General features: G+C 62.5%; 16 protein-coding genes. 4 read left to right on the forward strand and 12 right to left on the reverse strand.

Annotated elements, in window-relative coordinates:
* Positions 1 to 4 precede the first annotated feature (4 nt).
* Both BBAG_RS08590 and BBAG_RS08785 read right to left on the reverse strand, forming a co-directional pair.
* Complete coding sequence (locus tag BBAG_RS08590) at positions 5 to 298, reverse strand: hypothetical protein (protein ID WP_033509099.1); 294 nt, start codon at positions 296 to 298, stop codon at positions 5 to 7.
* A 36-nt stretch (positions 299 to 334) separates the two neighbouring features.
* Positions 335 to 469 carry a hypothetical protein gene (locus BBAG_RS08785; RefSeq protein ID WP_269147681.1) on the reverse strand — a complete coding sequence of 45 codons (135 nt, stop codon included), beginning with the start codon at positions 467 to 469 and terminating at the stop codon, positions 335 to 337.
* Between BBAG_RS08785 and BBAG_RS08510 the strand changes: the two genes are divergently transcribed.
* On the forward strand, positions 468 to 2,723 hold the full coding sequence (locus BBAG_RS08510) for a transglutaminase-like domain-containing protein (protein ID WP_050754782.1): 2,256 nt from the start codon (positions 468 to 470) through the stop codon (positions 2,721 to 2,723). The genes BBAG_RS08785 and BBAG_RS08510 overlap by 2 nt on opposite strands.
* 178 nt (positions 2,724 to 2,901) lie before the next feature.
* Here BBAG_RS08510 and BBAG_RS06275 read toward each other — a convergent pair whose 3' ends face one another.
* The 4 genes from BBAG_RS06275 to BBAG_RS06290 form a co-directional block, all read right to left on the reverse strand.
* Positions 2,902 to 6,948 (reverse strand): DNA-directed RNA polymerase subunit beta', encoded by a 4,047-nt coding sequence (locus BBAG_RS06275; protein ID WP_003827093.1) that lies wholly within the window; start codon positions 6,946 to 6,948, stop codon positions 2,902 to 2,904.
* A 26-nt stretch (positions 6,949 to 6,974) separates the two neighbouring features.
* Entirely contained in the window at positions 6,975 to 10,541 is a 3,567-nt protein-coding gene (rpoB, locus tag BBAG_RS06280) for a DNA-directed RNA polymerase subunit beta (protein ID WP_003827094.1), read from the reverse strand.
* A 197-nt stretch (positions 10,542 to 10,738) separates the two neighbouring features.
* Positions 10,739 to 11,371, reverse strand: a complete 633-nt coding sequence (locus tag BBAG_RS06285) for a hypothetical protein (RefSeq protein ID WP_003827097.1) — start codon at positions 11,369 to 11,371, stop codon at positions 10,739 to 10,741.
* A gap of 17 nt (positions 11,372 to 11,388) precedes the next feature.
* Positions 11,389 to 12,291, reverse strand: coding sequence for an HhH-GPD family protein (locus BBAG_RS06290; protein ID WP_033509101.1), 903 nt, complete (start codon positions 12,289 to 12,291; stop codon positions 11,389 to 11,391).
* Between the two features lie 20 nt (positions 12,292 to 12,311).
* On the opposite strand from BBAG_RS06290, the gene BBAG_RS06295 reads away from it, so the two are divergent.
* On the forward strand, positions 12,312 to 12,953 hold the full coding sequence (locus BBAG_RS06295) for a tRNA (cytidine(34)-2'-O)-methyltransferase (RefSeq protein ID WP_003827100.1): 642 nt from the start codon (positions 12,312 to 12,314) through the stop codon (positions 12,951 to 12,953).
* A gap of 218 nt (positions 12,954 to 13,171) precedes the next feature.
* Here the strand turns inward: BBAG_RS06295 and BBAG_RS06300 are convergent, their stop codons facing one another.
* Together BBAG_RS06300 and BBAG_RS08515 are read right to left on the reverse strand one after the other, a co-directional pair.
* Positions 13,172 to 14,665, reverse strand: coding sequence for a hypothetical protein (locus BBAG_RS06300; RefSeq protein WP_231855855.1), 1,494 nt, complete (start codon positions 14,663 to 14,665; stop codon positions 13,172 to 13,174).
* An 11-nt stretch (positions 14,666 to 14,676) separates the two neighbouring features.
* Positions 14,677 to 14,820, reverse strand: coding sequence for a hypothetical protein (locus tag BBAG_RS08515; RefSeq protein WP_003827106.1), 144 nt, complete (start codon positions 14,818 to 14,820; stop codon positions 14,677 to 14,679).
* A 350-nt stretch (positions 14,821 to 15,170) separates the two neighbouring features.
* Between BBAG_RS08515 and BBAG_RS06305 the strand changes: the two genes are divergently transcribed.
* Together BBAG_RS06305 and BBAG_RS06310 are read left to right on the forward strand one after the other, a co-directional pair.
* Positions 15,171 to 15,401 carry a starch-binding protein gene (locus BBAG_RS06305; protein WP_033509258.1) on the forward strand — a complete coding sequence of 77 codons (231 nt, stop codon included), beginning with the start codon at positions 15,171 to 15,173 and terminating at the stop codon, positions 15,399 to 15,401.
* Between the two features lie 613 nt (positions 15,402 to 16,014).
* Positions 16,015 to 17,097 (forward strand): hypothetical protein, encoded by a 1,083-nt coding sequence (locus BBAG_RS06310; protein WP_003827109.1) that lies wholly within the window; start codon positions 16,015 to 16,017, stop codon positions 17,095 to 17,097.
* Between the two features lie 367 nt (positions 17,098 to 17,464).
* On the opposite strand, the gene BBAG_RS06315 is transcribed toward BBAG_RS06310, so the two are convergent.
* The 4 genes from BBAG_RS06315 to BBAG_RS06330 all read right to left on the reverse strand — a co-directional run bounded on the left by BBAG_RS06315 (position 17,465) and on the right by BBAG_RS06330 (position 22,603).
* Positions 17,465 to 18,829 (reverse strand): PFL family protein, encoded by a 1,365-nt coding sequence (locus BBAG_RS06315; protein ID WP_003827112.1) that lies wholly within the window; start codon positions 18,827 to 18,829, stop codon positions 17,465 to 17,467.
* Between the two features lie 57 nt (positions 18,830 to 18,886).
* Complete coding sequence (locus BBAG_RS06320; protein WP_003827114.1) at positions 18,887 to 19,159, reverse strand: ACT domain-containing protein; 273 nt, start codon at positions 19,157 to 19,159, stop codon at positions 18,887 to 18,889.
* Positions 19,160 to 19,532: 373 nt separating this feature from the next.
* Positions 19,533 to 21,446, reverse strand: a complete 1,914-nt coding sequence (locus BBAG_RS06325) for a glycoside hydrolase family protein (RefSeq protein WP_003827116.1) — start codon at positions 21,444 to 21,446, stop codon at positions 19,533 to 19,535.
* A gap of 68 nt (positions 21,447 to 21,514) precedes the next feature.
* Positions 21,515 to 22,603 (reverse strand): LacI family DNA-binding transcriptional regulator, encoded by a 1,089-nt coding sequence (locus BBAG_RS06330; protein WP_003827117.1) that lies wholly within the window; start codon positions 22,601 to 22,603, stop codon positions 21,515 to 21,517.
* Positions 22,604 to 22,632: the final 29 nt, after the last annotated feature.

Consider the following 22,632-nt stretch of genomic DNA (forward strand, 5'->3'; position numbering starts at 1 on the left):
CACGTCATTCGTCGACCGCATCATCCGCATCGACTGGCACGCCAACATCGCCCGCCACAGCGAAGGCATTGGTCATGGCGGCACACGCACTCCCATCCAGGGCAGTCCGGCGGGACGTCCCCGAATGGGCTCGCACACGCCCCGTCACCGTCTCCATCCAGTCGACGCGGCAGTCGGCGCGGCAGTCCGCGACGGCAGCGTCATGCCCTGCTCCCCCACGCGCCTTGGCGTCCAAAACAGCGGATTCGCGCGGGTTTGCGTCCGTCACCGTCAATCTGGCGTGCGTGTTTGCACTCACCGTGTTGGCATGCGGCAATCTTGTCGGAGCATACGACTATCCAACCGCATGGGCAATCAGCGTGCTGGCGGCAACGGCATGCGGATGCCTGCCGGCGATCTGTTCATCCGTATTCCGGCGTGCCAGCCGATCGAAGCCCGTCATCCGGTGGATGGCGACGCTGGCGTTCATGATGCTCTGTCAGTTTCTTATCGGGCCGGCGCTCGTTTTCCCCGGCGTGACCGGTGATACGGCAGCGTTTGCCGTCGGCACGATCACCCAACGATGGAATCAATTGCTTGCCTCCTACAAGTATCTGATCTCCGCCACACCACCGGTCGGCACGGATGCCATGTCGTTGCCGGCGGTATGGACGATGGCGCTCTGGTGTGCTCTGGCCGCCTCCAGCGCCGCCCTGAGCCACATCGCCGGATTCGGCGTTGCACCCGCAATCCCCATTCTCGTCACCTTCGCCCTATCCGCCCTGTTGGGCACCAAAGACGGCTGGCATGCCGGCCTGTTGGGAGCCGCCGCCATCGCCGTGCTTCTCCCCTGGACCGCCGCGCGATGCGGATGGCGCCGTCCGCGACGCTGGCTGGCATCGCTGTTGGTGCTGACACTGGCGCTTGGCGCCGGCTTGGGCTCATGCAGACTCATGCCACATCATCGATTCGTACTGCGCGACCATTACGAGCCGCCGCTCATCATGAGGGACACCACCAGTCCGCTTGCCGGCATGCGCACATTTGTCAAGGAGCATCGTAACGATACGATTCTCACCGCATACGATCTACCTGCCGCCACTCCGGTGCGTATGGCCGTCATGACCTGTTTCGACGGCAATGTGTGGAATGTCGCCGGGTGCGCCGACGAGCGCGGGACCGCCACCTACCGTGTTATGGGATCGGGCGCTTCCGACACCACCAAGTCCGACACCACCAAGTCCAGTACCGCCAAGTCCGACACAACGGCATATAGCGCCGAAACCGGTACGGCCAGCGGCAACGGCACAACCGTCACCTTCGCCATAGGCAAAGGGCTTTCCGGCCATAGCTGGCTGCCCATCGCCGGCACGCCAAACGGCATAACCATGCAGGGCCATGCTGATCGGCGCAATCTGTTCTACAGTGCAGAAACCAACGCGGCCATATATCCGACCGGCATGGAGGAGGGTATGGTCTACACCGTCGGTACCATGCTTCGCCCCATTCCGAAGAATACGGATATCGCAGCGGCAGTGGGCGCCAAAACCACCGTATCGTCGGCCGACAGCGTTCCTCGTGAAATAGGCGCGTTGGCTTCAGGCATCGCCGGCGGGCAGACCACCGGAGGGGCGATGGCCCTGGCACTGTCTACATGGTTGCATTCCGAGGGATGGTTCTCGCATGGCTTGCAAGGCGAGCATCCCTCGATGGCCGGGCATGGCAGTCATCGTTTGCTCTCGATGCTGCAGGGAAGCGGCATGGTGGGCGATGGCGAACAATATGCCTCCCTGATGGCGTTGATGGCTCGGGAACTCGGTTTGCCCAGTCGCGTAGTCCTCGGCGTTATTCCCAAGGATGGCAACGGCATGCTGTCGTCAACGCGCGCGAAACAGATCGACGGCCATACGGTGACCGAATTCACGGGCAATGATATTGAAGCGTGGGTGGAGATCGAGCTTGAACGGTTCGGGTGGGTGCCGTTCTTTCCCACTCCGAAGGAGACGAAAACCCCTGACGAGTCGCAGGATCTTACTCCTACGAGCGTTGAATCCCCTTTGGTGCGGTCATCGCCTTCGCTTGCCGACCCGCTCCGTGAGGAACGCGATCCTCCAGACCAGGCGCAGCAAAGGGAACGGAATACCTCGGCATCGGAAAAGCCTCGGGCGTGGCATGCGTTTCTTCGTATTGCTGGCGTTGTGGTGCTGTGTCTCGGCCCTGTATGGCTAGTAGGGATCGCGGCGGGATTGGCGTTGCTCTATAACGCCTTTCGAGTGCGACGTGCCCGGCGCATACCTGTTCCACGACTGTGCATGGCGGCGGGATGGCGGATGCTGGTCGAGCACCTTCGCCATACCGATCTGGCTGACGTTCCCCTCAACCGTACTCGGCGTATGCAGGCGTCAATCATCGAACGGCAATGCCCCGCCATCGCCGGTATGGTTCGTCAGCTGGCCGATGCCGCCGATGCCGCGGCATTCGCGGATGCGCAGGCGACTGCGACCGATGCCGTGGCGTATTGGCGGCAGCTCGATCAGGTGCGTTCCGCGGCATCGGCGTCACTGACCCCTGCACACCGTTGGCTGGCCCTGACCACGCCTCTGCCTTTGCGGCCGCAGCGGTTTGCACGGTCGGTTGCGCAACGGCTTCGACCAGCCGCCCAATCACGCATCGTGCAAGCTCAACGGCGGGGGTCCCGAACGCGCCGGCAAGCAAACGCAACGGAACACACCAACAAACACTGACAAGCCCCCGACAGACACCGACAAACGAACGGCATCAGCGGACACGGCATGCATCCCTGATCGCGCATTCCCGATAACGCCCTGAACTATGCGAATGGCCCGGAACCGTTCTACCGGTTCCGGGCCATTCGTTCTAGGCGTTGCGGTTTGTCATGCAAACCGACCACTGTTCAGCGGATCAGACGGTCTCTCCGCCGAAGTCGGCGGTGCCGCCTTCGTCGTTGAGGAAGTCATCCGGGTTGAAGTCCTCGCCGAGCTTCAGATCGCCGAAGTCGATGTGGGAGAAGTCCACATCGGCCATATCGCCGTCGCCGAAGTCGACGCCTTCGCCCATATCGCCACCAAGCCCGAAGTTCGGGTAGATGGTGTCGCGGATGGCCTTGTCAGGTTCCACCGTGGCGTTGCGGTAGCGGGCCAGACCGGTGCCGGCCGGGATGAGCTTACCGATGATGACGTTCTCCTTGAGGCCCTTGAGGTCATCGACCTTCTCATTCAAGGCGGCGTCGGTGAGCACGCGGGTGGTCTCCTGGAAGGAGGCGGCGGACAGCCACGAATCGGTGGCCAGCGAAGCCTTGGTGATGCCCATGAGCTCCGGACGACCGGAAGCCGGCTTCTTGCCTGCCTTCACGGCGGCCTTGTTGACCTCGCGGAAGCGCTGCTGGTCGACGAGCTCGCCCGGCAGCAGATCGGTTTCGCCAGAGTCGACCACGGTGATGCGGCGGCTCATCTGGTGCACGATGACCTCGATATGCTTGTCGTGGATATCCACGCCCTGGGAGCGGTACACGTTGTGCACTTCCTCCACGATGTTCATCTGTGCGGCGCGCTTGCCGATGATGCGCAGGATCTTCTTCGGGTCGACGGAGCCCTCGATCAGCTGGGTGCCGGTCTCGACATGCTCGCCGTCCTGCACCAGCGCCTTGACGCGGCGGGAGACGGAGTAGACGATCGGCTTGATCGCACCGTCTTCGGTCGGGGCACCGGAATCGGAATCCGGGGTCAGGATGATCTGACGACCACGGTCAGTGTCCGTGATCTTGATCGTGCCCGCGAATTCGGTGATCGGGGACTCGCCCTTCGGCGTACGGGCTTCGAAAAGCTCGGTGACACGCGGAAGACCCTGGGTGATATCGGAAGCAGAGGCGACGCCACCGGAGTGGAAGGAACGCAGCGTCAGCTGGGTACCAGGCTCGCCGATGGACTGTGCGGCCACGATACCAACGGTCTCGCCGACGTCGACGAGCTTGTTGGTGGCCATAGACCAGCCATAGCACTTGGCGCACACGCCACGCTTGGATTCGCAGGACAGCACGGAACGGCACTTGACGTATTCCACGCCGTGGGCCACGAGGTCGTCGAGCACGTCCATGGACAGGGCGTCGTTGCGCTTGTACAGCACGGTCTTGCCGTCGGCCGGGTCGATGACGTCGGCTGCGAGCAGACGGGAGTACGGGCCACCGTCGGCGTTCTTGACGAGCACGAGTTCGCCGTTGGCGTTGCGCTCGGCGACCTGCACGTCGATGCCGGCCTTGGTGCCGCAGTCCTCTTCGCGCACGATCACGTCCTGGGAGACATCCACCAGACGACGGGTCAGGTAACCGGATTCTGCGGTACGCAGTGCGGTATCGGCCAGACCCTTACGTGCACCGTGCTGGGAGATGAAGTACTCCAGCACGGACAGGCCGTCACGGTAGTTGGACTTCACCGGTCGAGGAATGATCTCGCCCTTCGGGTTCGCCACGAGGCCTCGCATACCTGCGATCTGGTTGATCTGCATCATGTTTCCTCGTGCACCGGACTGCACGATGATGGCGAGGTTGTTCTTGGCATCGAAGTGCTTCTCGACGGCCTTGGAGACTTCGGCGGTGCACTCGGTCCAGAGCTTGATGAGCTCGTTGCGGCGCTCCTCCTCGGTCATCAGACCCATTTCGAAGTTCTCGTTGACCTGTGCCGCCTCGTCCTCGTACCTGGCGATGAACTCTTCGCGCTCCGGCGGTTCGATAACGTCGGAGAAGGCGAAGGAGACACCGGACCACGGTGCGCGGGTGAAGCCCATATCCTTCAGGGCATCCAGGGAGGCTGCCACCTGGGCGGTGGAGTAGCGGGTCGCGATGTCGTCGACGATCTTGGACAGCTGCTTCTTGCCGACCGGCACGTTCACGAACGGGTAGTCGACAGGCAGGGTCTCGTTGAACAGCACACGGCCGTAGGAGGTGGCGAACAGCGTGGTGCCGTCGTGGAAACGCTCTTCCTTGACGGTTTCGAGATCGTCGTGGCCGTCCTTGTCGACGACCTTGATCTCACGCGGCTCCCAGCCTTCCGGCAGTACGAAGTCGGCGGGCATGCGGATGAGCACTTCGGCCTGCATGTCGATCTCGTGCAGGTCGAGGGCCATTTCGGCCTCGGCGAGCGAGGAGAACACGCGGCCCTGGCCCTTGGCGCCTTCCATCACGGTGGACAGGTAGTACAGGCCGAGGATCATATCCTGGGACGGCATGGTCACGGTGTGGCCGTCTGCCGGCTTCAGGATGTTGTCGGAAGCCATCATCAGCGAGCGGGCCTCAGCCTGGGCTTCGGCGCTCAGCGGCAGGTGGACTGCCATCTGATCGCCGTCGAAGTCGGCGTTGAAGGCGGCGCAGGCCAGCGGCGGCAGGTGGATGGCCTTGCCTTCGACCAGGATCGGCTCGAAGGCCTGGATGCCCAGACGGTGCAGCGTAGGAGCACGGTTCAGCAGCACGGGATGCTCGGAGATGACCTCCTCGAGCACGCCCCACACGGCGGAGTCGCCACGATCCACCAGGCGCTTGGCGCTCTTCATGTTCTGGGCGAAGCCCTGATCCACCAGGCGCTTGATCACGAACGGCTTGAACAGCTCCAGGGCCATCGGCTTGGGCAGGCCGCACTGGTGCATGCGCAGCTCCGGGCCGACCACGATCACGGAACGGCCGGAGTAGTCCACGCGCTTACCCAGCAGGTTCTGACGGAAGCGGCCCTGCTTACCCTTGAGCATGTCGCTCAGGGACTTCAGCGGGCGGTTGGAGGCGCCGGTGACCGGACGGCCGCGGCGGCCGTTGTCGAACAGGGAGTCGACGGCTTCCTGCAGCATGCGCTTCTCGTTGTTGAGCATGATCTCCGGGGCGCCGAGCTCGATGAGTCGCTTCAGACGGTTGTTACGGTTGATCACGCGGCGGTACAGATCGTTCAGATCGGAGGTGGCGAAACGGCCGCCGTCGAGCTGGACCATCGGGCGCAGATCCGGCGGGATGACCGGGATCACGTCGAGCACCATGGCCTCCGGCTTGTTGCCGGTGGTCAGGAAGGCATTGACGACCTTGAGACGCTTGAGCGCCTTGGTCTTCTTCTGCTCGGAGGCGTCCTTGATTTCCTCACGCAGCTGGGCCGCGATGGCTTCGAGGTCGAGGGACTGCAGACGCTTCTTCACGGCTTCCGCACCCATGCAACCGTCGAAGTAGTCCTCGTAGCGGTCCTGCATTTCGCGCCACAGATCCACGTCGTCGACGATGTCGCCGGGCTTGAGCTTCTTGAACTTGTCGAACACGGCGTTCAGACGGGCGATCTGCTCGTCGTAGCGCTGGCGGATGGCCGCCATATCACGTTCGGCGGAGTTGCGCAGCTTGGTCCTTGCCGGGCCCTTGGCTTCGCCGATGGCTTCGAGTTCGGCCAGGTCGGATTCGACCTTCTTGGCACGATCCTCGATGTCGTTGTTGCGGCGCTTCTCGAGGTTGGCGATTTCGTGATCGAACTCGTCCTGCAGGTCGGGCAGATCCTGATGGCGCTGCTCCTCGTTCACGTCGGTGACCATGTAGGAGGCGAAGTAGATGACCTTCTCCAGATCCTTCGGGGTCACGTTGAGCATGTAGCCCAAGCGGGACGGCACACCCTTGAAGAACCAGATGTGGGTCACCGGGGCGGCAAGCTCGATATGGCCCATGCGCTCACGGCGCACACGGCTCTTGGTGACTTCGACGCCGCATCGTTCGCACACGATGCCCTTGAAGCGCACGCGCTTGTACTTGCCGCAGGCGCACTCCCAGTCGCGGGTAGGACCGAAGATCTGTTCGCCGAACAGACCGTCCTTCTCGGGCTTGAGGGTACGGTAGTTGATGGTTTCTGGCTTCTTGACCTCGCCGTGGCTCCAGCCGCGAATATCGTCTGCGGTGGCCAGGCCGATCTTCAGCTTGTCAAATGCGTTGACATCCAGCACTGTGTTTCCTTATCTTCCGTTCGCTATCACTGATATTCGGGCTCGGCGGCAGCCTGGTCTTCCTTGGCGGCCGCGTCGGGGCGGGCGCCGATGTTGAAGCCAAGATCGTCGGATGCGCCGGCCGGGTCGTCGTCCTCGTCCTTCATATCGATGGCAACGCCGTCCGCGTTGAGCACCTCGACGTTCAGGGACAGGGACTGCATTTCCTTCAGGAGCACCTTGAAGGATTCCGGGATGCCTGCAGGCGGCAGGTTCTCGCCCTTAACGATGGCACCGTAGACGCGCACGCGGCCGTCGACGTCATCGGACTTGGTGGTCATCATCTCGTGCAGCGTGTAGGCGGCACCGTAGGCCTCGAGGGCCCACACTTCCATCTCGCCGAAGCGCTGGCCACCGAACTGCGCCTTACCGCCCAGCGGCTGCTGGGTGATCATGGAGTACGGGCCGGTGGAACGTGCGTGGATCTTGTCGTCGACCAGGTGGTGCAGCTTCAGCATGTACATGTAGCCGACGGAGATCGGGCGGAAGAACGGCTCGCCGGTGCGGCCGTCATACAGGGTGGCCTTGCCGTCGGGGCCGACCAGACGGTCGCCGTCACGGTTCGGCAGGGTGGTGGACAGCAGGCCCTTGAGCACGTCCGGCTTGACGCCGTCGAACACCGGGGTGGCGACCGGGGTGTTCGGCTCGGCCTTTTCGGCGCCCTGCGGGATGAGCTTCTTCCATTCGGCTTCCATGTTCGGGTCGAGGGAGATGTCCCAACCGCAGTGGGCGATCCAGCCGAGGTGCAGTTCCAGCACCTGGCCGAGGTTCATTCGAGAAGGCACGCCCAGCGGGTTCAGCATGATGTCGACCGGGGTACCGTCCGCCAGGAACGGCATGTCCTCTTCCGGCAGGATGCGGGAGATGCAGCCCTTGTTGCCGTGGCGGCCGGAGAGCTTATCGCCGACCGTGATCTTACGGTGCTGGGCGATGTAGACGCGGATCATCTGGTTGACGCCGTTGGGCAGCTCGTCGCCGTCCTCCTCGGCATCCTCGCGGGTGATCTCCTTGATGCCGATGACGGTACCGGTCTCGCCGTGGGGCACGCGCAGCGAGGTGTCGCGCACTTCGCGGCTCTTCTCACCGAAGATGGCGCGCAGCAGGCGCTCTTCCGGGGTGAGCTCGGTCTCGCCCTTCGGGGTGACCTTACCGACCAGGATGTCGCCGGCTTCGACCTCGGCGCCGATGCGGATGATGCCGCGCTCGTCGAGGTTGGCCACCGCATCCTCGCCGACGTTCGGCAGGTCTCGGGTGATCTCTTCGGCGCCCAGCTTGGTTTCGCGGGCGTCGATCTCGTACTCCTCGATGTGGATGGAGCTCAGGGTGTCGTCCTGCACGAGGCGCTGGGAGATGATCACAGCATCCTCGTAGTTGTAGCCGTTCCACGGCATGAAGGCGATGAGCAGGTTCTTGCCCAGTGCCAGCTCGCCCTTCTGGATGGCGGGGCCGTCGGCCAGTACGGAACCGGCTTCGACGCGCTCACCGTCGTGGATCAGCGGACGCTGGTTGTAGCAGGTGGTCTGGTTGGAACGCTGGAACTTGGCCAGCTTGTAGGAGCTGGTGGTGCCATCGTCGTTCATCACGCGGATCATGTCGGCGGACACGTAGGTGACCACGCCGTCCTTGTCGGCCTTGATCACGTCGCCGGAATCGTTGGCGGCGCGCCATTCGGAGCCGGTGCCCACCAGCGGGCGCTCGGATTCGATCAGCGGCACGGCCTGACGCTGCATGTTGGTACCCATCAGTGCTCGGTGGCCCTCATCATGCTCCAGGAACGGGATCAGGGAGGCGCCCAGCGAGGTCATCTGACGCGGGGAAACGTCCATGTAGTCGACCTGGCTGACGGGCACATCGACCGCTTCTTCCTCGCCGACTCGGGCAAGGGCGTCGCTGTGGACGAAGTTGTTGTTCTCGTCGAGCTCCTGGTTGGCCTGGGCGATCACGTGGTCGAGATCGCGGTCGGCGGTCATGTACTCGACCTCGTCGGTCACATGGCCGTTGACGACCTTGCGGTACGGGGTCTCGATGAAGCCGAACGGGTTGACGCGGCCGAAGGTTGCCAGCGAACCGATCAGACCAATGTTCGGGCCTTCAGGGGATTCGATCGGGCACATACGGCCGAAGTGGGACGGGTGCACGTCTCGCACTTCCATGGAGGCGCGATCGCGGGACAGGCCGCCGGGGCCCAGTGCGGACAGACGACGCTTGTTGGTCACACCGGACAGCGGGTTGTTCTGGTCCATGAACTGGGACAGCTGGGAGGTGCCGAAGAACTCCTTGATGGTGGCGTTCACCGGGCGGATGTTGATCAGGGACTGCGGGGTGATGGCCTCGGCGTCCTGAGTGGTCATACGCTCGCGCACCACGCGCTCCATACGGCTCAGGCCGGTGCGCAGCTGGTTCTGGATCAGTTCGCCGACCTGGCGGATACGACGGTTGCCGAAGTGGTCGATATCGTCCACGTCGACGCGCAGCTCCACGTCCTCGCCGTTGCGCTTGCCCGGGAAGGTGGCCTTGCCGTCGTGCAGGGTGACGAGGTACTTGATGGTGGCGATGATGTCTTCGCGCGACAGGGAACGGTCGTTCATGTCGGTTTCAAGACCAAGCTTGCGGTTGATCTTGTAGCGGCCGACGCGGGCCAGATCGTAGCGCTTGGTGTTGAAGTAGAAGGAGTCGAGCAGGTTCTTGCCGGCTTCCGGAGTGGCGGTGTCGGCCGGGCGAATCTTGCTGTACATGTCCTTGAGGGCTTCGTCCTGGGTCTGCAGCTTGGTGTTGTCCAGAGCGTCGAGCACCAGCGGGTAGTCCTGGAAGGCCTCGCGGATCTCCTGCTTGGTCATGCCGATGGCCATGAGGAAGACGATGGCGGACTGCTTGCGCTTGCGATCCACGCGAACCTGCGGCTGGTCCTTCTTGTCGATTTCGAACTCAAGCCATGCGCCACGGCTCGGGATGATCTTCGCGCCGAAGACTTCCTTGTCGGAGTTGCGATCCTGCTGACGGTCGAAGTACACGCCGGGGGAACGCACCAGCTGGGACACGATCACTCGCTCGGTGCCGCCGATGATGAAGGTGCCATGCGGAGTCTGCAGCGGGAAATCGCCCATGAACACGGTCTGGGACTTGATTTCGCCGGTTTCGCCGTTTTCGAATTCTGCGTTGACGTACAGCGGTGCGGAGTAGGTGTAGTCCTTCTCCTTGCATTCCTGCACGGTGTGGCGCGGTTCTTCGAAGTACGGGTCGGAGAAGGTCAGGCTCATGGTCTGGGCGAAGTTCTCGATCGGGGAAATCTCGTTGAAAACCTCGTCAAGGCCGGAGACGTGCGGCGTGGTGATGGTGCCGTTCTTCTCGTCCTCTTCCACGCGCTTCTTCCAGCGGTCGGCACCGATCAGCCAATCGAAGCTGTCGGTCTGCACGCCCAGCAGGTAGGGCACATCGATCGGCTCCTTGATGGAGCCGAAGTTCACGCGGTCCGACGCCTTGTGCAGGTCGATGTCATGCTGGTCGGCGCGCGCAATATTGGTATTGGTGTTCGTCTTAGCTGTAGTCGTAGCCAATGGACGTTCCTTATCGCTCGCTCATTCGTATCGATACTTAAATTCCCGGGGAACGCCGGCATGGCCACCATATGCCTATGCGGGCGTTTCATCGTTGTGCGGTATGCCCGCAATATGACATACCTTACGCAAAGTCTTAAGGATAGTCCACGGTATGGACGCAACGGCACGCGCCGGCTGATGGTGTGATTGTATTGTTATTTCACTTCGATGGTGACCGGATCACTGATGACTGTCGCATCGTTCTTCAACGTAAGCTGCCCCACATACGTGCCCTTGTCAATCTTGGGCAGGTCCTTGTCGTCCGCACACTGCTGCCCCGTACGGTTGGTGTTCCATGTGACGGTGCGAATCTTCCTGTCGCCTTTGGCCATGAGGAGCAGATCGCTTTCGGCCGGGCAGGAGTCGGAACGCCAGATGGTGTCGCTGCCCGAGGTGATGGTGAGCACCACCGATGAATCCGATACGTCGATCAGGCAGGATTTGCTGCCGTCATGCGTAATCGTCTCCGTCCATTCAAGAGCACCGCCAACAGCGACTTCGGATGCTTTCGCGGACAACTGCATGTGCACATTCGAAGAGTCGCAGTTCTTGATGCCGGTGGAGCGATGCGGCTGTGGCGTGGCTTGACGGCTGATGTCCACATGGCTTGCGGCGCGGGCGTCCATGTTCTGCCCCACCTCGCTGATGCCACGGCCGATGCTGTACACGCAGAATACGACCAGCGCAACAATCAACACCAATGCGGCACCGACGACGATGCGACGACGACGATACACCGCCTGCTGCTGCTTGCTGACTTTGCGCTTACGATTCCTGACCTGTGCCATAACGTCCCCCAGTCTACCTACTGAGGCAGGCGTAACGAGCCGTCGGGAAGCATCTCGACAAGACCGTCATCATCCAACGAGGCAATGCACGCGTCAAGCTGGATACGGTCCTTCCATAGCCGTTCCGCCTGCTCGCGTTCCAATACCGAGCCCGCCGGCAATTCGCGCAACGCGTTGAGTACCAGCCCACGCACCTGGCGATCCGTACCCTGGAACCGTTGGCGCGGCCGGGTACGCCGCTCCCCCAAGCCTGGCCTGCCATTACGCAGGAACACGCATTGCCCGGCGATCGGGCACCGATCGCACAGCGGCGCCTTGGCGGTGCATACCGTCGCACCGAGTTCCATCACCGACTGGTTCCAAACCACGGCCCCCCTCTCCCCTTCCGGAAGCAGGCGACGCGCCGTCTCGCGCTCCACAGGACTTGCCGCACCGCCGAAGGATTCCTCGCCGCGGAATACACGCGAGATCACACGGCGGATATTGGTATCGATCACGGCGATGCGCTCGCCGAAGGCGAAGCTCATCACCGCGCTGGCGGTGTAATCGCCCACGCCCGGCAAAGCCAGCAGCTCATCATAGGTGTGCGGCAGCTGGTTGTCGTATTGCTCGGCCACGGTGCGTGCGCATTCCTGCAAGCGCAGGGCACGGCGCGGGTAGCCCAGGCGCCCCCAAGCAGTGATGACTTCGGCCTTGGGCGCCCCGGCGAGCGCACGAGCGTCGGGCCAGCGCTCCATCCATGCCGTCCAATATGGCACGACTCGGCTCATCTGTGTCTGTTGGCTCATCACTTCGGAAACAAGGACGCCCCAGTCGCTGGCACGGCCGAAGCGCCACGGCAGGTCACGGGCGGCAGTCTCCCACCATGCGGCCAAGCGCAATGCGATATCAGCCGCGTTAGGGTTCTTGGTGTCGTTCATCATTCCTATTCTTAGCATTCATGACTAACGAAGCAGCAAATCCCGAAGATCAAGTCGAGAAGATGTTCGAATACGGGTATCGCAAGTCCAATTATGGGCCGGACGAGCTGGTGACCGACGCGCACGGCAACCCGATTTCCGTGGTGGACGCCATGCTGAGCGCGAAGGATGCGGCCAAGGCGGAAACCTCCACGCCGCACCTGTGCTACTACTCTCCGCGCATTCCTGGCAACACGGGCTCCGCGATCCGCCTGTGCGCCGTAACCGGCACGATCCTGCACCTGGTGGAACCGTTGGGCTTCAATCTGCGCGACACCAAGCTGCGCCGCGCGGGGCTTGACTACCACGACATGGCTCATGTGGTGCTGCACCCGAATTTCGAGGATCTGGTGGAATCGATGCCCGATTCGCGCATCATCGCCTTCACCGCGCACGCCACCAAGTTGTACACCGACATCGAGTACAAGCCGACCGACATTCTGCTGTTCGGCCCGGAACCGGGCAATATTCCCGATCCGATGGACATTATGGCCGGCCCGCATGTGGCTGAGCAGGTGCGTCTGCCGATGCGCCCGAGCCTGCGTAGCTTGAACCTTACCAACTGTGCTTCCATCGCCATCTACGAAGCCTGGCGCCAAATGGGCTTCAAGGGCGGGGCGTGACGTAGAAGCCCGGTGGGCTTCTGAGTAGCCCCGCCGAGCGAGACCCGATAGGGTCGAGCGAGGAAACATGACAGCCCGGCCGCAAGGCCGGTCAATAATTGCAAACGGAGCGTGACGCAGAAGCCCAGTGGATTCCTTATGCTCCACAATAATCGCGGCGAAAGCAATGCAAACGCTGCTTTCACCGCGATTATTGTTTTCACCATTGCCTCACATTCTCAAGATTCCGTTTTGCCTGGTCGGATGGTCGCGGCGCGTGCGATCCGATGGAGCTCTTCCTCCCAGCGCCCCACGGCCTTGGAACGACGCCCGGGCCGGGCCGCGTCCAGGCACAGCATGACGGCCAGGCCGTCCGGCCGGGGCGCGAGCAGCGCGACCGTCAGGCACGAGCCGTTGCGCGCCTCCCAGCGGCGGGTGAACGGGCCCTCCCCGCACGGCTCGCGCGAGACCGAGCGCGCGGGCCCGTTATCCCCCTCCCAGCGCTCCAGCCACTCGTCCCACGCCTCCCCGCCGTCCGCCTCCGCATCCCACTCCGCCTCGGCCAGGTACAGGGACGCCACGGGATCCCCGCCCCGTCCCGCCCGTTCGAAGGCGAGCAGCACCTCGCCCGCGGCCGACGTGCGCTCCGCGAACCCCTCTCCCGGCCCGGGAAGCAGTACCTCGCCCCCGTCGCACAGTGCGACGCTCCGCGCAACCGGCTCGCGTCCCCCGGCCCGCCTGCCGTGCGCTTTCTTCCACTCGTCGATGGCCGCGTACGCGTCCAGCACCGCCTGTCCGAGCTCCTCGGCGGACGCGCCGGCAGGCACGGTGCCCCGCCACACCTCGTCGTCCACCAGATCACTGGTACGCGGCGGATACGCGCACACGAAATATGGCTTCCCCCTCTCAACGGAAACCTGAAGAAAGTCATTATTACGGGCAAAGGAACGATAGGTCTTGTATTTGGTGTCGTGCCGCCAGCAGTTCTCCTGCTCCTCGAGGCTCAGCTCGAGCGGGCCCGTGCGCTCGATGAACGCGAACGCGTCCAGCAGCGCCCCGCCTATATCCCCGGCCGTCACGTCGGGGCCCCTCAGACTCCTGAAGAACCGGTCGGTGGCCCTATCCATTCCCCAGCACTCCACACAGGGCAGGAACAGGATTCTGTTCCCCTCCCGGTTCACCGATACCGTCATCACGCCCATATCCTTTTCCTTTCCTCCCGTCCAATGATCCTGCACACGATCCGGGGTCCCGCTCGCTCCCCGCCCGTCGTGCGCTTTCTTCCACTCGTCGATGGTCGCGTACGCGTCCAGCACCGCCTGTCCGAGCTCCTCGGCGGACGCGCCGGCAGGCACGGTGCCCCGCCACACCTCGTCGTCCCAATCGTCGCCGATTCTTGGCGGATATGCGTACACCCAATATTCCTTGTCCTTGTAGTTGGTGACCTCGACGAGGTCGTTGTTCCGGACGAACGCCCGATACGTCCTGTATCTGGTGTCGTGCCGCCAGAAGTTCTCCTGCTCCTCGAGGCTCAGCTCGAGCGGGCCCGTGCGCTCGATGAACGCGAACGAGTCCAGCAGCGCCACGCCCACATCCCCGGCCGTCACGCCGGGGCCCTTCAGACTCCGAAAGAACCGGTCCGTCACCCGATTGATGCCCCAGCTCATCACGAACGGGCAGACCAGGAACCTGTCCTTCTCCCTGTTTATGGAGACTATCCTTATCTGGCTCATGTATTTTCCTCCTATTTCGCGATCTTGTACACGATGCGTATGCCCGTGCCGGCATGCTCCCTCTGGAACGCCCTCAGCGCCCCGGCGATATCATTGCCGATGGCGGTGTCCGGGAACACGACCTCCAGCATCTTGGCGAAGTCATTGCCATGCATCGCCTTCCCCGTCTTCCTATTCCCCGGTATCGGCGGTGGCCGCAGGAACGGAAGCTTTATTGGATGCAATCGATCGCTATTTGTGTCCAGCCTGCCCGACGCCTGCGGCCGACTGTCCCTCCATCTCGCATTCCGGACGGCCTTTTTGCATGCAGGTCAATGGTTTGACGGCAGATGCCGCAACGCCCAGCCGCCGCTCCGACGCATTGCCATCGTTTGCACCCAGGGGAGCCCGTCTGCTGTAATCGGATGCGGGCCATGGTTGTGTCGGCCCGTAGGGAAGAGAAAGAGGCATGGGCGCCCGCGTCGTCGCACGCGTCCATGCGATACATGCAGGGGGATGAGGTCCTATGAGGGGTTCCCGTCTGTCATGCGTGCTATGCACGCTGCTTTCGCTGTTCATGGTGATGCCTGCCTCGGTGGCGTCCGCAGCCACCGAAGGAAGCGGCGGGTCCGGCGAGGTGACGATCCATTATCACGACAGCGCCGGCTGGGCGAAGCCGTTCGCGTACATGTACGGCGATGGTGTGCGCTCCGCGTCCTGGCCGGGCGAACGGATGGCGGACGACGGCGACGGCTGATACAGCGTTACCGTGAATGCGCCGCATGGATTGCGCGTGCTGTTCAGCGACAACGGAAAATCGCAGCACCCCGGAACAAACCAACCGGGGTACGAGGTCAATGGCGAAGCCTGGTTCGTGGGGAGCGCGCCGGCACGGGCATACGCATCGTATACAAGATCGCCAAGTGAAAGGACCACATATGGAACCGGACTTGATCCCAGATTCGTGTTGATAGACAAGGAGGGCAGTCGTTTCTTGATTCGCCCATGCGTAGAATCCTGGGGCGTCAATCGGGAGACAGACCGATTCTTCAGGAGCCTGAAGGGCCCCGGCATGACGGCCGGGGACATAGGCGGGGCGGTGCTGGACGCGTTCGCGTTCATCGAGCGCACGGGCCAGCTCGAGCTGAGCCTCGAGGAAAGGAGGAATTCCTGGAGGCATGACACGAGGTACAGGACGCATCGGGCGTTCGTCCGGAACAACGATTTCGTCCGGGTCTCCACCAGTCCCGGCGGCAGGTATCTGGTGTGCGCCTATGCGCCAAGGTCGGGCGGCGACGATCCGGGAGACTCCGTATGGCACGCCATCGTGCCCGCCGGCGCGTCCGCGGGGGAGCTCGGGCGGGGCAGTGATGGACGCGTACGGGGCGATCGACGAGTGGAAGAGGGCGCGCGGCGAGCGGGGAGTGAACAAGGCTCCGGATCGTGTACAGGATTACCAAGTAGAAGGAAAGGAAGCAGATGATATGGGTGTGATGACGGTATCGGTGAACCGGGAGGGGAATAGGCTCCTGCTTCTACCTTATGTGGAGTGTTGGGGCGTTGATCGATTAACGGATCGGTTCTTTGCGAGCCTGAAGGGCCCCGACGTGACGGCCGAGGACGTGGGCGGGGCATTGCTGGACGCGTTCTCGTTCGTCGAGTGCACGGGCCCGCTCGAACTGAACCTCGAGGAGCAGGAGAACTGCTGGCGGCACGACACCAGATACAAGACGTGGAGGGCGTTCGCCCGGAACAACGATTTCGTGGACGTCACCTACTACGAGGATAGGTACTACTGGGTGTGCGCATATCCGCCAAGAATCGGCGACGATTGGGACGACGAGGTGTGGCGGGGCACCGTGCCTGCGGGCGTGTCCGCCCGGGAGCTCGGACAGGCGGTGATGGACGCGTACGCGGCCATCGACGAGTGGAAGAGAACGCACGGCCGGCGGGCCGGAGGGCATGAGCCGGTTGCGCGGAGCGTCGCACTGTGCGATGGGGGCGAGGTACTGCTTCCCGGGCCGGGAGAGGGGTTCGCGGAGCGCACGTCGGCCGCGGGCGAGGTGCTGCTCGCCTTCGAACGGGCGGGACGGGGCGGGGATCCCGTGGCGTCCCTGTACCTGGCCGAGGCGGAGTGGGATGCGGAGGCGGACGGCGGGGAGGCGTGGGACGAGTGGCTGGAGCGCTGGGAGGGGGATAACGGGCCCGCGCGCTCGGTCTCGCGCGAGCCGTGCGGGGAGGGCCCGTTCACCCGCCGCTGGGAGGCGCGCAACGGCTCGTGCCTGACGGTCGCGCTGCTCGCGCCCCGGCCGGACGGCCTGGCCGTCATGCTGTCCCTGGACGCGGCCCGGCCCGGGCGTCGTTCCAAGGCCGTGGGGCGCTGGGAGGAAGAGCTCCATCGGATCGCACGCGCCGCGACCATCCGACCAGGCAAACCCGAAACGGACGAATAAACGCTCCGGCATTAAGACAATACGCAATCGACAGAAAAGCCCGGAGGCGAACACCTCCGGGCTTTAGAGAGAGAAGAGAGAAGAAGAGGATTCAATTATCAGGAACCTTGCGGTTCGGGGCTTTTTGCAGCTGAGACATAGTTAACATCCCCAACCTTCAGGAACCACCATGTTTTTCTGCGAGTTTCCTGTGAATCCACGCTTACAGACGCACGCGAGCAGCCGTGTACCCGAAACCCACATACCCGCCACAATCCGCATGCCCGGAATCTACACTCCCCCGCCAAGCTCGCATCCCACATCCATATGCAAACACAACGGCCCCTCCGCGGAGGGGCCGAAGCAATGCGCTAATGCACGGAATGCTCTAGTTCTTGAAGGAGTGGATCGGTGCCGGAATACGGCCGCCACGGGTCACGAAGGCCTCGCAGCTGGTCTGGTTCACCGGAATGATCGGCGCATAGCCCATCAGACCGCCGAAGTTGGCCATATCGCCCACGCCCTTGCCTTCCACCGGGATCACGCGCACGGCGGTGGTCTTCTGGTTGACCATGCCGATGGCCGCTTCGTCGGCGATGATGCCGGAGATGGTGGCCGCGGTGGTGTCGCCAGGAATGGCGATCATGTCAAGGCCGACGGAGCACACGCAGGTCATGGCCTCAAGCTTCTCGATCTTCAGGCAGCCGTTGGTGGCCGCGTCGATCATGTTCTTGTCTTCGGAGACCGGGATGAACGCGCCGGACAGGCCGCCCACATAGGAGGACGCCATGATGCCGCCCTTCTTCACCTGGTCGTTGAGCATGGCGAGCGCCGCGGTGGTACCCGGGGCACCCACCTGCTCCAAGCCGATCTTCTCCAACACTTCGCCAACGGAATCGCCGACGGCCGGGGTCGGGGCAAGCGACAGGTCGATGATGCCGAACGGCACGCCGAGGCGACGGGACGCCTCCTGGGCCACCAGCTGGCCGACACGCGTGATCTTGAATGCAGTGCGTTTGATGGTTTCGCACAGGAATTCGAAATCCTTGCCCTTGGCCTCGTCCAGCGCACGGGAGACCACGCCCGGGCCGGAAACGCCGACGTTGATCACGGCGTCGCCTTCGGTCACGCCATGGAAGCCGCCCGCCATGAACGGGTTGTCGTCGGGGGCGTTGCAGAACGCCACAAACTTCACGCATCCGTAGGAATCGTTATCAGCGGTGGCGTGCGCGATGTCCTTGATGATATGGCCGAGCAGTTCAACGGAATTCATGTCGATGCCGGTCTTGGTGGAGCCCACGTTCACGGAGGAACACACGATATCGGTTTCGGAAAGCGCCTGCGGCAGGGAACGGATAAGCATCTCCTCGGCCGGGGTCATGGACTTGGACACGAGTGCGGAATAGCCGCCGATCAGGTCGACGCCGACGTTCTTGGCAGCACGGTCGAGCGCGTGCGCGATCTTGACGAAATCCTCGGAGCTCTTGCAGGAGCTTGCGCCGACCAGCGAGATCGGAGTGACGGTGATGCGCTTGTTGACGATCGGGATGCCGTAGTCGCGTTCGATGGCTTGGCCGGTGGATACGAGATCCTTGGCATACGTGGTGATCTTGTTGTAGATGTTCTCGCAGACCTCGTCGACGCTGTCGGCGGCACAGTCCAGCAGGCTGATGCCCATGGTGATGGTGCGCACGTCGAGCTTCTCCTGCTCGATCATCTTGTTGGTCTCGTGGACCTCCATGATATTCAGCATGGTTTTTCCTTACGGTTGCTCGGATTCGAAGGTTCGGTTACTTGCCTGGCCAGCAGCTCAGACGCGGTGCATCTTGGTGAAGATCTCTTCGCGCTGGCAGCGGATGCGCACGCCGATCTCCTCGCCGAGCTTGTCGAGATCGTCGACGACGGTGCCGAATTCTTCGTCGGCGTTGGAGTAGTCCACAATCATCATCATGTTGAAGAAACCGTCGATGATGGTCTGCGAAATGTCGAGTACGTTGACCTTGTGCGCGGAAAGATAGGTGCAGACGCGTGCGATGATGCCGACAGTATCCTGACCGACGACGGTGATGATTGCCTTGTTCATGGAACTCCCTAATCGTTAGGTGCGAATATCCAGTTACCGCCTCGGCGAATTGCCGGGCGTGCCCCCAAGTATAGGAAACGCACGCGCCAAAACACCCCTCTCCCCCGCTTTTCGCATTACATGGTGAGACGCCACACGCGCATGTCAGTAGTCAAACGTTTACCTAGGTCGTCACCGCCCGCGGATTCACCCGCGCTGTGTCGCAACACAACATGACATGCAACATCCGCCGGCAAATTACATCGCAGCGCACATATTGTGCCCATATCTCGCACATATCGTGTACATACCCCTGCATATACGGCAGCGGCCCCGCACCCGCCGTGTCACAAGGAACACGCAGGAACGGGGCCGCCGGATACGGCGCTATGTCTTAGCGCCAAATACCGTTCAATGCACGCGCATCAACCGCATCGATCTTGCCGGACGACGCGATGCGAAGCTCACCGTCGCCATCGGCGCCTTGGAACAGCATGCTTCCTGCCGCCTGACCGCCATTGAGGAACACTTCGACAACATTGCGGTCGAAGAACACCTCCACCTGGCGAACATCGGTGATGCCGCTGTCGAAGTCGACATCCTCCACCGCAGTGCCCTTGGCCACCAGACGCGTCACGCCGTCGGTACGCTGCAGCAGCAGTTCGGTCGGCCTGCCGTCCTGCGGGTTGGCGCCCTTCGCCAGCACCATGATGGCATCGGCATCATCTGCCAGATGCACGTTCGCATAGTATGCGTTGCCGGGAGCCGTCACGACCATATCGTCTCCGTCACCATGCACGGCGAGACGCTCGCCGAGCAGCTCGCGGTACACTTCATCCACCGGCTTGCTGTACAGTCTGCCGTCACGCACGTGCAATTCGCGCGGCAGCGACATCATGCCGTTGGCCAGGCACGGCTGTTCGACACGCATCGCCGGAAAATCGGTGAACCAGCCGAATACGATGCGACGGCCGTTATCGTCGGCGAAGCTTTGCGTGGCGTAATATCCGGTGCCGAAATCGCACCAGTCGCTGGCCTTGACATCCAGTTTCGGACCATTATCGGTGTTCACCAAGTCGCCGGCATACCAACGCACCTGCTGGAAACGTCCCTGCTTGTCGCGGTAGTGCATCAGCGCGCCCACGGCAACGGTCACGCCGTCGACCTGGAACAGGTCCGGGCATTCGTAGGTGCGTGCGATCTGATGACCGAAATCGGCGAGCACCGGTCCTTCGTAGCGCCATGTCACATTGCGCTTGAGCGGTTTCTTCGCGGAGAACAATGTCATGGCGGGAACGGTGGCGTTGTTCGGCTGGTCGACCCCCGGCTTGCCCTGAGGAGAATAAGTGAACCAGCCGCCGGTGTTCTGGGTGCTGATGCCGGGAACCGCGCTATCGGCGGCGTCTGCGCCAAATTCCGATACCGGCAGATTGGTGGCGGTTACCATATAGGCACGATCCGGGTCGAGCGCCTCGCCGCCCATGCCGCATTCAACCTTCGGATCACGGAAGTCATAGCCAAAATCGTCATTCGCACGCAGCGCCACCGGCGATTCCACGCGAACATGCACGCCGTCCTCGCACAGGCAGGTGGTCTGGTATTCGGTGACGGAGGATTCGTCGCCGCGGGTTTCCAGATGACGGGTCAGGTACAGGCGGATGGCGCTTGCCTCGTTGCCGGCGACCGGATTGTCATGTTCGTCCACGGTCACGGCCGAACCGGAGAACGCGCCGCCGACGATACGCTCGTCGGTGTGCAGTTCGGGCTGCGGTTCAAGGAAGACCGGCAGATGAGTCCAATGCACCAGATCACGGCTTACCGCGTGCCCCCAATGCATATTGTCCCAGCCGAAACCATACGGATTGAGCTGGAAGAACAGGTGGTAGCGCCCTTGGAACTGGCACAGGCCGTTCGGATCGTTCATCCAACGTGCGAACGGTTCGAAATGCGCGCCCGAACGCCCGAAACGGTTGTAGATCTGTTCCAGCGTGGGCTGTGCAGGCCAATCGGTGTCGCTTGGATTCAAGTTCACGTAACGAACGCCGTTGTCAAGCAGGTCATCGCATTCGGAAAGGTAGCCGAAGCGTACAACCAGGCCGCTTGCCGCCACGGTGACGGTGGATTTCTGCGGCACCGCAATGGAGAAATGATGCCTGCGTTCGGCGATGGGCATGGTGTGCGCCGCGATTGCGACGCCGTTGCCGTCCGCAACGGTGACGACGGCGTTCCCCTCGCCACAGCGTTCGGCGAACAGATCGAGCTGCCGGTAGCCGCCGGTTTCGATGGAGATGGAATAGGTATTCGACATAGTAGACCCCTCTACACGTGTGAAATGAATATGGAAAATGGATGGAGATACTCAAAGACGCAGTGCCGTCAGGAAACGATCGAATCGCGTTCGATGATGCGGCAACGCAACGGTGTCATCGGACCGTTCTCCGAACGCCTGATCGAATCCTCACTGCGTGCAAGGCTTTCCGTGGCGGCCCCATCGTCGATCATGGCAACCAGCTGATGCACCGCTTCGAAGCCCATTTCGTAGTGAGGAAGCTCCAAGGTGGTCAACGCGGGCTTGAGCACGTCCGTAATGAGCGGCTGGTTGTCGATGCTGATCACGGAAACGTCTGTGCCGATGCCGACCGACCGCTCTCTGGCCGCCTCGTAGATGAAGGTCGCGCGCACATCGTTGAAGCAGAAGATGCCGTCCGGCTTGATCTCGTCGAACACGCGACCGGCTTCCGAAGCGGCGTTTGTGGCCTCTTCCACGTTGACGACCAACTGCTCGTCGAAGGGGATGCCCGCGTCCGCGAGCGCTCGGCGATACCCGGCGAACCGCTCCCCCTGGGCGATAATGGTGATTGAGGAACCGTAGTAAACGATGCGTTTGCAGCCGGCCTGAATCAGCCGATTGGTGGCATCGTACCCTGCCATTTCGTCATCGGGGTAGATCGAGGGAATCTTGCGATTCTCGTCTTCGCCGTCGACGACGACCGTGGGGCTGCCCTCGAGTTCGGCGGGGATCTTCACAACACGGTGGTACATCATGGCATACAGGAAACCGTCCACGCGGTACTGCCGCAGGGCTGCGATCTCCTGGTTCTCCAGTTCCCGATCGTTTCCCGTGTTGACGGTGAGCAGAATATAGCCGAGTTTGCGCGCTGCCTCCTGCGCTCCCACCAGTACGCGCCCGGCATGTGGCGTGGTGGCGATCTCATCGGTGATAAAGCCGAGGGCATACGACCTGCTGGTGCGCAATGTGCGCGCCACGGAGTTCGGCTTGTATCCCATTGATTGGGCCGTTTCGCGCACTCGTTGCGCCACCGCCTTGCTGACGCGATTGCGGTCCTTGTTGTTCAGGACCAACGACACGGTGCAAATGGAGACGCCGGCCTCTTTTGCGATGTCTTTGATCGATATCAATGGTTTTGCCTTGTCTGCTTGGCGGCTTTGTGAAGCGGATTCCATTGTATGCCCGCCTTTCTTTGGCGACACTC

The sequence above is a fragment of the Bifidobacterium angulatum DSM 20098 = JCM 7096 genome (assembly GCF_001025155.1).
In the GTDB taxonomy this organism is placed as follows: Bacteria; Actinomycetota; Actinomycetes; order Actinomycetales; family Bifidobacteriaceae; genus Bifidobacterium; species Bifidobacterium angulatum.